We start from the raw sequence: 15,132 nt of genomic DNA on the forward strand, positions 1-15,132 counted from the left end.
GTGGTCAGCAGCAAAGAGTAAGTATAGCGAGAGCTTTTGTTAATAAACCGAAGATAGTCTTTGCGGACGAACCAACAGGTAACCTTGATACTAAGACTAGTGTCGAGATTATGGAACTGATGACTACTATGACGAAGAAGGATAAACAAACGCTTATCATAGTAACTCATGACTTAGAAACAGCAGTCTACTCGGACAGAATCGTTCACGTGCGTGACGGTCTAATCGAAAAGGACGAAATGAACACAAATAAAAAGGAGGCACAATTAAGTGAAGAAGATATTTAGCATATTATTAATAGCTGTAATGATGATAAGCACCTTGAGTGTAAATATATTTGCAGGAAACCCAAACAAGCCAAGTAAACCTGGTCAATCAACAGAACCAAGCACAACTCCAGCAGTTGAAGAAGTAATCTTACAATCTGACCCAAGTTTGGTCGCAGAGCAAGGTGAAGAAAAATATATAAACTTTTCCCTACCAAGTGGCAATGATGAGATTACAGATATCATAGCTAGTACAGATAGTCCAAACAACTGCTACGTTATAAAAACTGCAAGTGGCAATGGTAAAATTACGGTTAAGATAAAGATAACTAATGCTGCTGAACAAGGCACATATAAAGTTACCGTTAAAGGTAAGTCTGGCAATAAAAGCGTTTACGGTGAATGCAATGTAAGAGTAAATGTAAATAAAAGAGACACCCCAGGCAAAGACGAAGAGATCAATTTAATTTCAAGATCAACAACTGAATTAAATCCTGGCGAAGAAGCGTCTATTTACTTTGAAACTGAAAGACCATTTTTTGGCCTTAGCTTTTATGGCTTGAGAGCAACAAGCGACAGTCCTAACAACTGCTACATCACAAACACTTATGGTGGCCGTGGCGATGTAGAGCTTAGAGTGAGAATACCTCAAAGCGCTGAGGCAGGCACTTATAAAGTATCTGTTACAGGTAAAGCAAGAATCGATAGCGAATCAGTAAAAGTATATGGCGAAGCCTATGTAAGAGTAAACGGCGGAAGTCAAAACAAAGCTCAATTAAAAATCACTAGAGTTGATGTCCTTCCTGAAGCAAATGTTGTACCCGGCTCATACGTAGCTCTTGGCTATGAAATTGAAAACATTTCCGATGTATTAGCGAAAAATATTGAATTAAACATCTCTTTACCTGCTGAAGCTGGTCTAGCTGTTAGAGGTGCAACTACTACTCAAAAGATTCAAGCTATCGAACCAGGTAAAAAAACATACGTTTACTATGAAATGAACGTAGCTAAAACTGCTAAATTTGGTTCATATGAAATAAAAACCGGATTAAGCTATGAAAGTGAATTCAATAAAGAAGCTATAAAAGAAGAAACATCTGCCTTTATTAATATAGGTGGAGACGCTTCTCAAGACTCACAATTAATTATACAAGACCTAAAATTCCCAGCAGCAACACTTGGTGTAAATAAAACATTCGATGTAAGCTTTAAGATCAGAAATCAAGGTCAATCAGTTGCTAAGAGGATCAGAGCAAGCGCTAAGAGCGACGATCCATCAGGCGTTGTATCAAGAACAGTCTCCGACATACTTGTTAGGGACCTAGCTCCTGGCGAAGAAGAAACAGTTAGCTACAAATTCTTTACAACAAAGGGCGGCTCAACTAAGAACTACCCTATCAATATTAAGATAGAATATCTTGATGATTTTACTGATTCAAAAGAGCCAAAAACTGTTGAACAAATCGTCGGCGTCTTCCTAAACAACCCAGAAAGCATTGGCGATGGTAAAGACGCGAAGAAATCAACACCTAAGCTAATTATAGACAGATACGAATTCACTCCAAAGCTTCCACTTGCTGGAAATGAGTTTGAAATGAATTTATCATTCTATAATACAAACGCGAAAAAAGCTGTTAAAAATATTAAGATAGATCTAACAAGTCAAGACACTACTGATAGTAACTCAAACACATCAGGCTCATCAGTCTTCACTCCAGTTGATAGCTCAAATACCTTCTATATTGGTAGGATAGCTCCAAATGGCAAAGTTGAAAAAACTATCAAAATGTTTGTTGTGCCAGACGCTACAGCAAAGACATATACTATCACAGCTAATTTTGAATATGAAGACGACGAAAACAACGAGTACAAATCAAGTGAAAATATTGGCGTGCCAGTTTATCAAGAATCAAAACTTGATATCGACCCAATAAATTATCAAACAAATGCCTTTGTTGGTGACAACATCCCTATCACAGCAAACTTCTACAACACAGGTAAAGTTACTCTATATAACTTCAAGGTGACTTTAACAGCTGATAACGCTACTATTAATAACGGCACATACTATATTGGTAACTTCAACTCCGGTGGACAAGACATTTACGAAGGCTCAATCATGCCGAACGAACCAGGTGAAGTCAAAGCTCAATTAAAATTCACATATGAGGACTCAACTGGTGAAGTCAAAGAACAAGTAGAAGATATTAATATAACAGTTGATGAGGCTCCACCTATGGACCCAGAGCTTGGACCAGATGGCATGCCGATGCCAGACGGACCTATGATGGGCGATACGCCATGGTACAAGAAGCCGCTATTCTATATACCAGTCGCAGTGCTTTTATTAGGAGCAATCGGCTTTACTATATATAAGAAGACTAAGAATAAAAATAAAGAAAAGGATCTGAAGATAGATGAAGACTAAAGATCTAATATTGATGAGTTTGAGAAATCTTAATCGTCGAAAATTAAGAACATTCTTAACAGTATTAGGTGTAGTTATTGGCTCTATATCCATCATCATGATGATATCCTTAGGCTTCGGTATGACGGACTCGACTAAGAAGCAGCTTGCATCAGCCGGCTCCTTAACTCAAATCGACATCTACCCTGCCAATAGATATGGTGGCATGGATGAGGAAGATGGCAAGAAGAAAAAAACTGACAAGGTGGCTAAGCTTGACGACGCAACTGTTGAAAAGCTAAAAAAGATTCCGCATGTAGAAGCAGTTCTTGCCACTGAGCAGTTTGAAGCGCAAATCAATGTCAAGAATCTACAAGGATACGCGAGCATCATAGGCGTTGACCCAGTTGAATACGCGAAGTTTGATATAAAGCTTGACAGTGGTAGAATGCTTCAAGAAGGCGACGTAAATCAAGTAGTCATGGGCCGAGACGTTCTTAGATGGCTAAGCAATCCGCAAAGGCCACGTATGGGCGCCTCGCAACAAGAAGAGAGAGACCCTCTTACAACTAAGATGTTTCTTACACTTAATCAAGCTGGTGGCTTCGACCCAGAAGGAAACCAAAATCAGGCTAACAAGCCTAAGCAAAAGTATCAGATAGAAGCAGTCGGCGTATTTAGAGACGATGACTACGAAAATAATTATTATATAGTTATGCCCATAGATTATCTTAGAAAGATGAAAAAGGATGCCAAAAAATTACAAGCAGGCAATAGACAAAATGGCTACAACGATTATATGTATGGCGGACGTGAAGACAAAGAAAACAAATACAATAACATCAAAGTTAAAGTAGATAATGTTGACAATGTTCAAAAAGTTCAAGAGCAAATTGAAGCTATGGGCCTTAAGCCGCACTCGCTAAACGATATCCTAGTCGAAATCAATAACTCATCTAAAACTCAAAGACTGATACTTGGCGGTATCGGTGCCGTATCCTTACTTGTCGCAGCCATAGGTATCTCGAATACCATGGTCATGAGTATATACGAAAGAACCAAAGAGATTGGCGTTATGAAGGTTATAGGCGCGAGCGTCTCTGATATCAAGAAGATGTTCCTTACTGAATCAGCCTTCATCGGTCTACTTGGCGGCCTTATAGGTATAGTCCTCAGCTACGCGATAAGTGCCCTCTTAAACTACTTGGGCGTGAAATATGGCTTTGCAGCAAACATGTCAGGAGGCGGATTCTCGCCAGACTTTGATCCATCTCAGTTAAAGATGTCAATCATACCAGCGTGGCTAGCACTAGCGTCCTTAGTGTTCTCAGCACTTATAGGTATAGTATCAGGTTACTTCCCTGCTAAGAAGGCAACTAAGCTAAGCGCACTTGAAGCGATGAGACAAAACTAAATAGATAAAGGCAAAAGAGTGAGCAAATTAATCTGCCCACTCTTTTTTTTGCATAACGATGGCGATGGACTCATCCATCGCCTATATTTATCTTTATAATCTATTTCTTCTTCTCTGGCTTTACATCTTGCACTAAAAATACTGTGTTAAGTGCTCTGCCTGCATTTCTATAGTACTTTCCGTTCGCATACATAGCGCTCGATGCTCCGCCATCTAGGTTAAAAGCGTCAGTGCAGCCAAGGTCTTGCATTATACCTGTGACTTGTGCCATAGTGCCCGATGTAGTCACCATGACTAATTGATTTGACTTATTGATGCCTATAAGTGTTCTTGCGCCTGCACCAGTTGTCATCTTTGCTTCCATGCCCTTAACATAAGTTTCGTATACGCTCTTTGAGTTTTCTATTAGTAAAGGTCCTGCCGATATTATCTCACTTACCTTTGTATATGGAATTTTTTCTCCATTGTAATCAAAATCAGTTTCAGTCACAAAGCCGTCTTTAGTCTTCTTTGACAAAACTAATTCAAGTTCAACAGTTCTTCCCTCTTGAAATCTATCAGAAATATATTTATCGTCACAAGCCTCTTTGCCATAGTAAATTATGTAGCCATTCTTTGGTAAAACCATGTTTTCAGATGATTTATATACTTTACTTACTTTATTATCAACGACTTCTATAACAGTGCCGCCGCCAAACTTAGTAGCTACATTTCTGTATGAATTATATACGTAAGCGCCTTTTTCGCTTGTTAGATTGCCATTGACATTCCAAATTTCAAAAGTGTTTGCTTTATTTGGTATAGTCCAATCATTCTCCCTTAATCCATCAAGAAAACCATTGTAACGTAGAAAACCTTGTACTATCTTAAATTTATTCTTGTCAAAAACAAGTAGAGACGCGTGATCGCCTGACATGTTGATCATCTTGCCCTCAGTCATTTGCGTGCCATATGGGTAGTAGCCGCCCTTATACGCTTCAAAATAGTTTGCGTTTATCGCAGCTCTCGGCTTGTATGACGCAATAAAGTTTTTAAAATTCGTTACACCGACTTGCTTCATATTTGGCTTAACCACCTTAAAAGCAGTAGTTTCATCAGCTGTAACAGTAATTACATTGCAGCTTCTGTTTCTAAGCTTAACTTGTTTTACTTCAGTCTTTGCAAATAGATTCACTTGACTTGCGAATAATGTGATGGCCATGACTAGTGCCAATATTTTCTTCTTCATAATATTACCTCTCTTCGTTTACTTTATTCTATTATATAAGAAAGGCAAAAAAATTGCAATAGAAAAGCTGAAGTATTTCTACCTCAGCTTTTAATCTTGTTTATCTAGTTAATCCTATTTATCGTAAACAAAAGTTTTTAAGTTAACATTTTGCCAATTTTCTTCAATTGTACCTTGTCTTGTATAGTCATGACCATTGCATGCTTCGGCAATGTCATAGAATGCCCAGTGAGTAGGAGTATCAGTAAATCTTAGTATTGCTGATCTATGTTTAGTAATAAAATCTTTGTCAGCACGTCTTGTAAGCATTCTATTTGTGATACTAACTACTTCAGCTCTAGTAATTTTGTTTTCAGGCTTAAATGTACCGTCAGGGTAACCACTTACCCAACCAGCACTTGCTGCCTTAGCTATAGCATCGTTAGCCCAGTGAGTGTATGGTACGTCAACAAAGCCTTGAAGTCCGCCGCCAAATAGGTTAGCAAATCTAGTTGCCATAGCCGCAAACTCAGCCCTTGTTATACTCTTTTCTGGTTTAAAAGTTCCATCAGGATAACCCTTGATCAAACCAAGTTCATTCATGTAGCTAATAGCTGTCGCAGACCATCTAGTATTTGCTATGTCCTTAAAATTATGATTGTAAATGTGTCCCTTTATTGGTCTTCTTACCATAAGTCTTGAGAACATTACAGCAGCTTCTTCTCTAGTCATGTTGTTATTTGGTCTAAATGTTGCGTCCTTATATCCGACCATGTATTGGTAGTGATCGTTAATGTTTAGCATTGGCTCTTCATCAGCTGTTTCTCTCTCATCTTCATATCTTCTGTCTTTCTTGTAAATAGCATAAACAGTCATATCTTCATAAACTATAGTGTCGCCAGTAAATGTCATACCAGTTCCGTCAGGCATAGTGTTCCACTCGATAAACTTGTAGCCTCTCTTTTCTGGATCTCTTGGCATATAGCTATTTTGGTTTATGGATGTGCCTTCATAAACTTCTCTTTCGTCATAATATCTGTCATCGTTAATGAATGTAACAACTGGATTGTGACTTGCTTTTCTTTCTTCAACATTGAAAGTATAAGAAATTAGATTTGGTTTAGTCTTGTCAGCAGCTGGATCTCTGCCAGCATCTGATTGTTTTGCTGCAAATGAAATTATATTTCTGTTTATAAAACATTCTTTATCATGTCTAAAGTATTTGAAATAAGCTCTATCGTTAATATCTTTTGTCTCTAGCTCTTTTTCATTATTCTCGTAAGTCATACATAAATCATACATACCGCCAAAGCTTGCTGTTATTTGATTTTCACCAGCTATATTAGCAGCTGAATTAATTTTAAGATTTTTTATTCTTAATATTATTCTTTCATTAGAATTGTTTAATTTGTTAAAAAAATCTTTTACAGATACTATATCTCTTTCTTTATCCTCATCAGCAACTACTCTTACTTTTATTCTATCGCCAACTTCGTCTGTTTGTATCTCTGTATCATATCCTTCCAAGCCTACAAGCTCTAGCTTCATCTCTCTAGTATCTATGCTTTTCGGAAAATCTAAATTAAATACATATATATCATCTGCAAGGGCTTTACCATGATCTGCAAGCCAAACATCTGTAAGATCGCTTTGTGTGTTTACTCCATTTATAAATCTAGTATTTTGGTACTTTGTTAATATTGAAGTATCAACAACAAAGTCTAAATCAAAGTTATCACCAACTCTAAACTTATCAACATTGTTTGTATTATTATTTTTAGCATTAACTAAGTCTGCATACATATTATAGTCATCTGTATTTGCGATAGTTTTTTTGTCTATATCAAAGTTAAGTGGGTTATTAACTTTACCGCCTTCATATATATTTATTTTCTTTCCATCTGGCGTTGCTACATAATATGGATCATCACCTGAATAATCTCTAGTTATAACTTGCTTATATCCTTCAGAACCATCCCAATTCCACATATCAAAAAGCGCATTTCTATCTGTTCTAAAACCAGTGTTGTAATTCATTTTATTCGTATTATCCATATCATTTTTAGCTAAATCTTTAAGAAAACTTTTCTCAATAAGGTCTGCTCCTTCTGGTACTAGATATGTCATTCCAAATTTATCTACGGTTTTAAAGTCTATCCAATAATTATCTTCTATCATTTTATTAATGTCAATATTGTTGTCTTCAGCTTTTACAAACGAACTTGGATAAAATGATAAACTTAGTAAAAAGACAATTAAAAGACTAAAAATTCTTGTAAATTTTTTATTCATTTTAGTTTTCACCACTTTCTAGTAAGATTGTTTTTGTAAATTCTTTTAAAGTTATGTCTACCATTTTCATGCCTGCAAATATCTTACCTGATTTATATAAGTTACAATGACCATTAACAGTAATTTCACCATAGTTATTAATATTATTTTTTGCTTCGACTTCGTATGGAATAGAAATTTTTATTTTACTTGCAGCTTCTTCAGCTTTTGCTGCTTCTTTTTCATAAAGATTAAAGAAACCTTCATAATCGTGCCAGTAAGCATCTGTTGCTAAATAAAAAGTAATTTTTACTGAATTATCACTATCATCATATGAAAACTCTACACTTTTTATTAAATCTGTAACTACATTTTTATTAATAAAATCTTTTTTTATAGCATTTACATCTACTGCTACTCCTTCTGGGAATTTTACTTTACATTCTACAGTTGGTTTAGTTCCACCCTCATTAAACATAATTATGTTTCTGCAGTATTTGCCTAATATCTTTTTATTTTCAAAGTCATTTTTGTACTTTTGATATGCACCTTCAAATAAATCTCTTTGGTTAAATTCCGCAGATATGTTTCCTTTGTAATAAGTTTTGTCATTTTCAATAGTTTCTTGATTAGAAGCGACATTATTTACTACATTGGATAAATTAATCCAGCCTTCAATCACCCATCCATTTTCATTGTATCCGCTTTCAATTTGGCTTTCAGCAAATACACTTACACTACCTACTATTGCAGTAAGCACCATGATTATGGCTAATGCTAAGCTCATAATCTTTTTTGTCCTTTTCATTTTTCTTCCTCCTTATATTTTAATTTTTGCATAAAAAAAGTTGACAAAAGACCTACCAGCAAGGGTAAGTACCTTTATCAACTTCAAAAATTACACGAAAATAAGACAGAAAACTAGCTAGCTGTCTGTCTGTCTGTCTGTCTGTCTGTCTGTCTGTCTGTCTGTCTGTCTGTCTGTCTGTCTGTCTGTCTGTCTGTCTAACGATTTTCTCAAATCAAACATTCTTTGTCAACTCTTTTCGTTATTTATATCATAATTATACAACATTTTTTATACTATTTCAATATATTTTAGTCTTAATGATAATAATTTATTGTGTTATAAAAATTTTCTATACATAGGTATTGTTTTTTAAATTTTCTCTATACTTTAACAAAATTTCATATATTTCATCAAAGTCCTTGCTCTCGCAGATGGCATTCTTCACCTTAGCAGCGTTTCTTAGGCCCTTGATGTACTGTAAAAGCTGCTTCTTCATATTGTTTTTTAATAGCTCTTTAGGATATAGTTCTAGATCTAGGTCCATGTGCCTTAGTGCGACGTCTATTTTTTGGTATTCTTCTGAAATATACTCTTCGCCTTTTAGGTAGCTGTCTATCTCTTTAAATAAGAATGGATTTGCAAGCGCCCCTCTGCCTATAGCGACGCCCTCTGCTCCTGTCACTTCAAGTATCCTCTTGTAATCATCAAGGCTCGCCACATCACCATTGGCAATGACGGGTATATCGACTGCGTCTACTATCTTTTTAATGTAGTCCCAATTGGCACGTCCTGTGTAGAAGGCCTCTCTAGTCCTTCCGTGAACGGTGATTGCATCCGCTCCTGCCTCTTCTATCGCCTTAGCGTTCTCTACGCCATTAAGGTGCTCATCGTCCCAGCCGATGCGTATCTTTACGGTGATGGGCTTATTCGAAGCGCTCTTTGCGGCTTTGACCACGCTATATACTTTTTCTGTATCTCTTAAAAGTGCGCTGCCATCGCCATTCTTAGTTATCTTTGGCATAGGGCAACCCATGTTTATGTCTATGATATCGATGTCCATAGCGTTTAAGTAATCCTCTATCGCTCTTTTATAGTCGTCCTCATCGCTTCCAAAGATTTGAACCGCATAGATGGCTTCGTCCTTTATCCTCTTTGTTAAATCCAAGGTCTTTTTGTCGTCATGAACAAGGCCCTTGACGTTAACCATCTCGGAGACCGTCATGCCAGCGCCTAGCTCACAGGCTATGTGTCTAAAGGCGTAATCAGTAAAGCCTGCCATCGGCGCCAAGACTAGTGAATTTTTTATCTCAAAATTCGATATTTTAAGCATGATTCATCTTGTATATTTCATAAAGGCCTAAAAGAGTTAGGTTTGGCTCTATAAGATTAACATATTCGCTATAAATAGCGACTTTTTCAGCAAGTCCGCCTGTTGCAACGATTAGAACCTCGTCTTTAGTCTTTCCTATCTCTTCTAAAATCTTCTTTATGATGTAGTCCATCTCCCCAATCTTTGAGTTCATAATGCCGCTTTTGATGCTCTCAACAGTGTTTTTGCCAAGAACGTGCTCAGGCATTTCAAGCTCAACGCGTGGAAGCTTTGATGTCCTCTCAGATAGCGCGTCCATCGATATCTTAAAGCCCGGCGTGATGATGCCGCCTAGGTAGTCGCCTTTTTCATTTAAGTAATGATAAGTATTTGCTGTACCTAAGTCTATGACTATAGCGGGCTTATTTGTGATAGCTCTAACGGCTACTGAATTTACAATATTGTCCGAGCCGACTTCCTTTGGATTGTCCATAACGATGTTGATCTTTGTCTTAAGGTTTTTGCCGACAAGCTCTGCGTCGACCCCAAAATATTTTTTGATTGCATCAATCAGTGGTCCTGTCACAGGCGGCACCACCGATGAGATGATGGCAGCATTTATATCTTTCGCGTCAACTTTTGCAAAATCTAAAAAGTCATGAAAGATGATACCATATTCATCCAAAGTTTTGTCCTTATCAGTCGATAGCCTAAAGCTTTCTTTCATATTATTATCGTCGAACAAGCCTAAAACTATATTAGTATTGCCGACATCCATTGCTAATAGCATAATTATCTCCTCTCAATTGCTAGTACTCTTGAAGCAATAACAGTCACCGCTACTATGGCTATGATGAGTTCAGGGATTGCGTTTGTTGTTGCAATCGCTAGTATATAGCCCTTCGAAGCACCTGCTTCTAGTCCCAGCGCTCCCTCTATAAACGTGCCATAGATTAAATACATAAATGAAAGTACAAGTCCAGTGTTTACAAGTGTTCCAACGAAAGTCGGCACGACGATGTCAAGTCTGTACTTTTTCGAGCCTTTGATGATAAAGGCAAGTATCATTAGTGTAAGCAGCAAAAATACTGCGTTAACAACTTTGATTATGGTCTTGATCTCAGGACTTCCTATGTATAGGATGACCCATCTTAAGTAGTAGATGAAGATCAGCGTAAAGACTGTTAAAGTGATTGCTTTGTTAGTTTTTTCATCTCTTTTACTCATAAATTTAAATACAAGACCTGATAGTAGTCCTATCAAAACTCTTGGCACAACCGCTATAATCGGGTTTAAAAATACTAGGGATATAGGATTTGGCTTGATGATAGCATTGATTATGCTTGTGATGCCAAAAACAAATCCGACAATGGCCCCAATAAGTGGACCTTCTAGTATACCCGCCAAGATGACTGGTATATGTAGTGTCGTTGCATTAGTTAGCCCAACTGGCACAAAGCCTATCGGCGTAAATGCGAATAGTAGTACGATAGCTATGTATATAGCTGTGTACGCAACTCTTTTTGAGTTCTTGCTCATGTTCATAAAATTACCTCCATTCCGGTTCGCTAAGGATACCGTTTGTTTTACGATAAATATTATAGCACAAATACCATCACCATTGCAATGATTAAAAAAATAAGCAGCCAATATACTGACTGCTTACTCTGTAATAATATAGTTTACTAATTAATTCTTATTATTGTAGTATTGTTCCTACTAAAATACCGTACCAGTTACCTAATACGTAGCCAAGTGTACCAACTAATAGTGCTGGAACGATAAGTGCTTGCCAGCCCTTAGATACAGCCATAGCTGCTGCTGTTGTTGGTCCACCAACGTTTGCGTTTGAAGCAATGATAACTTCTTCGATTGAGAATTTGAATATCTTGCCAAATAGTAGTGATATGATTAAGTTTGTGAATACTATGATTGCTGCTAGTGCTAATAGTAGTGGAGATTGTTCGATGATTAACTTTAATGAAGCTGGTGCTCCGATTACAGCGAAGAATAAATAGATTAAGAAAGTACCGATTTCTTGGCTGCCGTTAATCTTTTCGAAGAAGCCGCTAAATACTGATGCAAGTATCATAGTGATAGTTGTCATGATTAGGTATTTGTTACCTAATAGACCGTTAAATAATTGCAATACAAAGTTGCTTGTAGGTATAACTGAACCTAAGAATGAAGCAATAAGATCTGATACAGTAACGATTAGGAAGGCACTTGCAACTACTGTTGCTATATCAAGTAATGATATATCCTTTGCTCCCCAATATTGAGCTGCCATAGTCTTGCTGCTGTCTTTAAGATCAGAGTTCTTTTCAAGTTCATCGATGTATGGGTGTTTGTAAGCTTTTTGTATGAATGTCATACCTGGTAGAGCTATAAGCACGAAGAAGTATATAGCCATTAGTAGGTTATCCGCAACTAGTGCCGCACTTGTAATTGATTGATCAACTGCATAGTTGTCAGCCATAGCTACAAAGTTAACGCTACCGCCTGTGTATGTTCCTGTGAACATAGGGATAATATTGCCAATATTTGATATAGCGCCTCTTAAAATATAAAATGCTGCGAAAGAACCAAGTATAGTTCCTAATGAACTTAGTAAGTAAATAATAAATACTCTTCCTGATTCTTTAGCAATCTTCTTGATATTTGCTTTGAATAATAGCATAGGTACTGCTAGAGGTACTACGTAGTCCCAAACTGCATCATAAACTGGTGCACCAGCTGGGATTAGGTTCACGTTTGATAGTATCATAGTGATAGTTAGCGCTAGGATACAACCTGTTACCTTGTTTGCCCATTTGTACTTTTGTTCTAGGAATATAGCTAGAGCTGCTGAGCAGGCTAAAACTGACCATAGAGCCCAAGTATTCTCAGGCGAAATAAAACTTGCTAAAAACATAAAATCACTCCTTTATAGTAAACTATTACAACTATAATTATATCACTAGATAAATATTTTTTCAAGTATAAATGCTCATTTGTATAAATTTTTCTTATTCTTTCTTGAGTATTTTGAAAATTAATCAATAGTGAGTAGCCCATACTAATGCTTTTGCGCACCATAGTTCATCCGCGCGACACATGTCATTAGCCCGTCATATGTCATCTGCCCGTCGTATGCCATCTGCTCGTCATATGTCACCCGCCCGTCATATATCATTTACTCGTCGTATGCCATCTGCTCGTCATATACCATCTGCTAGAAACTTGCTTAGCAAAGCTATTAGCAATATAAAAAAGCACCTGCCTAAGCAAGTGCTCTATATACTATTCACCAAGAACTGCTAAAAATTCTTGTCTATTGATTGTTTCTTTTTCAAGAAGTGTTTGCGCTAATTTTTCAAGCTTATCTTTGTGCTCTATAAGTATTTGTGTTGCTTCTTCTTTTGCTTTCAAGATAAAGTCTTTGATCTCTTGATCTATAGCGTATTGAACTTCTTCTGAATAAACTTTCGTTCTGCCATAGTCCCTGCCGATGAAAACGTTTTCGCCTTCATTGTCGTAGCAAACTGGTCCAAGTTTTTCGCTCATACCATAGACAGTCACCATGTTTTTCGCAAGCTCTGTAGCTCTTTCGATATCGTTTGATGCGCCTGTAGATATATCTTTAAAGATAATTTCTTCAGCAATTCTACCACCAAGTAAGGACTTAAGCATATTCTCCATCATGGACTTAGTTGTGTAATTAAAGTCTTCTTTTGGAAGATATTCTGTGAAGCCGCCTGCCCTGCCTCTAGGTACTATAGTTATCATGTTTACTGGATATAGCTCATCTGTGTAGTGACTAACTATTGCGTGACCTGCTTCGTGGTAGGCAACTATCTGTCTTTCTTTTTCTATGACTGTTTGTGATTTCTTTTCTGGTCCTGCAACTACCTTGATTGACGCTTCTTGAACTAGTCTCATAGGTATCTTATCAAGATTTTCTCTAGCTGTTAATAGAGCCGCTTCATTAAGAAGGTTCTCTAGGTCTGCTGGTGAGAAGCCAACTGTTTTCTTAGCAATATTTTCTAAGTCAACATCTTCATCTATCTTTTTGTTCTTTGCATGAACTTCAAGTATTGCCTCTCTCGCCTTAACGTCAGGAAGTGAAACGTAGATATTTCTATCGAATCTACCTGGTCTTAGTAAGGCTTTATCAAGTATGTCAGGTCTATTAGTTGCCGCCATAACGATGATGCCTTCGTTTTGAGAGAAGCCGTCCATCTCTACAAGGAGTTGATTAAGTGTTTGCTCTCTTTCGTCATTACCGCCGCCAAGGCCTGCGCCTCTTTGTCTACCAACAGCATCGATTTCATCGATAAAGACTATGCATGGAGCGTTCTTCTTCGCTGTTTGGAATAAATCTCTAACTCTTGAAGCACCAACGCCGACAAACATTTCCACAAAGTCTGAACCGGATATAGTGTAGAATGGCACGCCTGCTTCGCCAGCAACTGCCTTAGATAGATATGTTTTACCTGTACCTGGCTCACCAACTAGCAAAACGCCTTTTGGTATTCTCGCGCCAAGCTTGATATACTTCATAGGATTTTTTAAGAAGTCAACTATTTCAAATAGCTCTTCTTTTTCTTCGACAAGTCCTGCAACGTCCGCAAATTTGACGACTTTGCCATTGACAGTTTTAGACTCTCTTGCTCTGGATCTACCAAAGTTTTGAGGACTCGTTCCGTCTTGACCTCTTGGTGACACTAAGGCTCTCATGATAAACATGAAGAATATCATTGATCCGAGCATCATTAATATGTTTATCATCATTGAGTTATCTCTAGGCATAGTAACGTCGTATTGAAGTTTGTCCGCTATAACTCTGTCTTTTACATAATCATCGTAAATGGACTTCCATACGTTAGGGTCTACCTCTACGTAATCGCTCTTGCCATCGTTCTTTGTATATTTAAATCCGTATCCTTCTTGGCTAATTCTCTTTACTTTTCCATCTTTAATATCGTTTATGAAGGTATTGACATTGGCCCTGTCCTCTTCAAAAAAGCTGCCCGAGAAAAATCTCAGTGACACGAAGACAAGTATCAATATAAATGCATAAACAATTATATTTCTCATTGAAGATCTTCTCAATTTATTCCTCCTCATCTAAACAAGTTTCATCTAAAACTCCAATATATGGCAGATTCCTTAAGTGCTCGTTATAATCAAGACCGTAGCCGATGATGAACTTATCAGGTATTTCAAAGCCAACGTAGTCAACTTTTATATCTACGACTCTTCTTTCACTTTTGTTAAGTAGTGTAACTATCTTAACTGATTTTGCTCCCTTATTTAAAAGGTACTCGTGAAGACACTTTAGCGTAAAGCCTGAGTCGATGATATCTTCGATAATCAGTATGTCCTCACCTTTTGGATCAAACTCCATATCTAGCTTTATGTTGACCTTGCCATCTGATTTAGTCTTGTTTCCGTAGCTTGATGCTCTCATAAAGTCTACTCTAAGC

At 37.2% G+C, this 15,132-nt stretch carries 12 protein-coding genes; 3 read left to right on the plus strand and 9 right to left on the minus strand.

Annotated features, from left to right (window positions below; translation table 11 throughout):
• From Q0E71_RS04720 to Q0E71_RS04730, 3 genes are all read left to right on the plus strand, one after another.
• A partial coding sequence (locus tag Q0E71_RS04720) for an ATP-binding cassette domain-containing protein (protein ID WP_294796543.1) occupies positions 1 to 287 on the plus strand: 287 nt, incomplete at its 5' end.
• Positions 271 to 2,694 carry a CARDB domain-containing protein gene (locus Q0E71_RS04725; protein WP_294796545.1) on the plus strand — a complete coding sequence of 808 codons (2,424 nt, stop codon included), beginning with the start codon at positions 271 to 273 and terminating at the stop codon, positions 2,692 to 2,694. The genes Q0E71_RS04720 and Q0E71_RS04725, both read left to right, overlap by 17 nt.
• Positions 2,684 to 4,087, plus strand: coding sequence for an ABC transporter permease (locus Q0E71_RS04730; protein WP_294796547.1), 1,404 nt, complete (start codon positions 2,684 to 2,686; stop codon positions 4,085 to 4,087). Before Q0E71_RS04725 ends, Q0E71_RS04730 begins: the two co-directional genes overlap by 11 nt.
• 100 nt (positions 4,088 to 4,187) lie before the next feature.
• Here the strand turns inward: Q0E71_RS04730 and Q0E71_RS04735 are convergent, their stop codons facing one another.
• The 9 genes from Q0E71_RS04735 to hpt form a co-directional block, all read right to left on the minus strand.
• Complete coding sequence (locus tag Q0E71_RS04735; protein ID WP_294796549.1) at positions 4,188 to 5,315, minus strand: phosphodiester glycosidase family protein; 1,128 nt, start codon at positions 5,313 to 5,315, stop codon at positions 4,188 to 4,190.
• A 114-nt stretch (positions 5,316 to 5,429) separates the two neighbouring features.
• Positions 5,430 to 7,586, minus strand: coding sequence for an S-layer homology domain-containing protein (locus tag Q0E71_RS04740; RefSeq protein ID WP_294796551.1), 2,157 nt, complete (start codon positions 7,584 to 7,586; stop codon positions 5,430 to 5,432).
• Position 7,587: 1 nt separating this feature from the next.
• Positions 7,588 to 8,373, minus strand: coding sequence for a hypothetical protein (locus tag Q0E71_RS04745; RefSeq protein ID WP_294796553.1), 786 nt, complete (start codon positions 8,371 to 8,373; stop codon positions 7,588 to 7,590).
• A 331-nt stretch (positions 8,374 to 8,704) separates the two neighbouring features.
• On the minus strand, positions 8,705 to 9,685 hold the full coding sequence (gene dusB, locus Q0E71_RS04750) for a tRNA dihydrouridine synthase DusB (RefSeq protein WP_294796555.1): 981 nt from the start codon (positions 9,683 to 9,685) through the stop codon (positions 8,705 to 8,707).
• A complete protein-coding gene (locus Q0E71_RS04755) occupies positions 9,678 to 10,454 on the minus strand; it encodes a type III pantothenate kinase (protein WP_294796557.1) in 777 nt (258 codons plus the stop codon). The genes dusB and Q0E71_RS04755 overlap by 8 nt, the downstream gene beginning before the upstream one ends.
• A gap of 2 nt (positions 10,455 to 10,456) precedes the next feature.
• Positions 10,457 to 11,209 carry an ECF transporter S component gene (locus tag Q0E71_RS04760; RefSeq protein ID WP_294796559.1) on the minus strand — a complete coding sequence of 251 codons (753 nt, stop codon included), beginning with the start codon at positions 11,207 to 11,209 and terminating at the stop codon, positions 10,457 to 10,459.
• A 154-nt stretch (positions 11,210 to 11,363) separates the two neighbouring features.
• Positions 11,364 to 12,578, minus strand: a complete 1,215-nt coding sequence (locus Q0E71_RS04765; protein WP_294796561.1) for a DUF819 domain-containing protein — start codon at positions 12,576 to 12,578, stop codon at positions 11,364 to 11,366.
• 368 nt (positions 12,579 to 12,946) lie between these two features.
• Positions 12,947 to 14,758, minus strand: a complete 1,812-nt coding sequence (gene ftsH, locus Q0E71_RS04770; RefSeq protein WP_294796564.1) for an ATP-dependent zinc metalloprotease FtsH — start codon at positions 14,756 to 14,758, stop codon at positions 12,947 to 12,949.
• 1 nt (position 14,759) lies between these two features.
• A partial coding sequence (hpt, locus tag Q0E71_RS04775) for a hypoxanthine phosphoribosyltransferase (RefSeq protein WP_294796566.1) occupies positions 14,760 to 15,132 on the minus strand: 373 nt, incomplete at its 5' end.

The sequence above is a fragment of the uncultured Fenollaria sp. genome, from assembly GCF_934202865.1.
Lineage (GTDB): Bacteria > Bacillota > Clostridia > Tissierellales > Peptoniphilaceae > Fenollaria.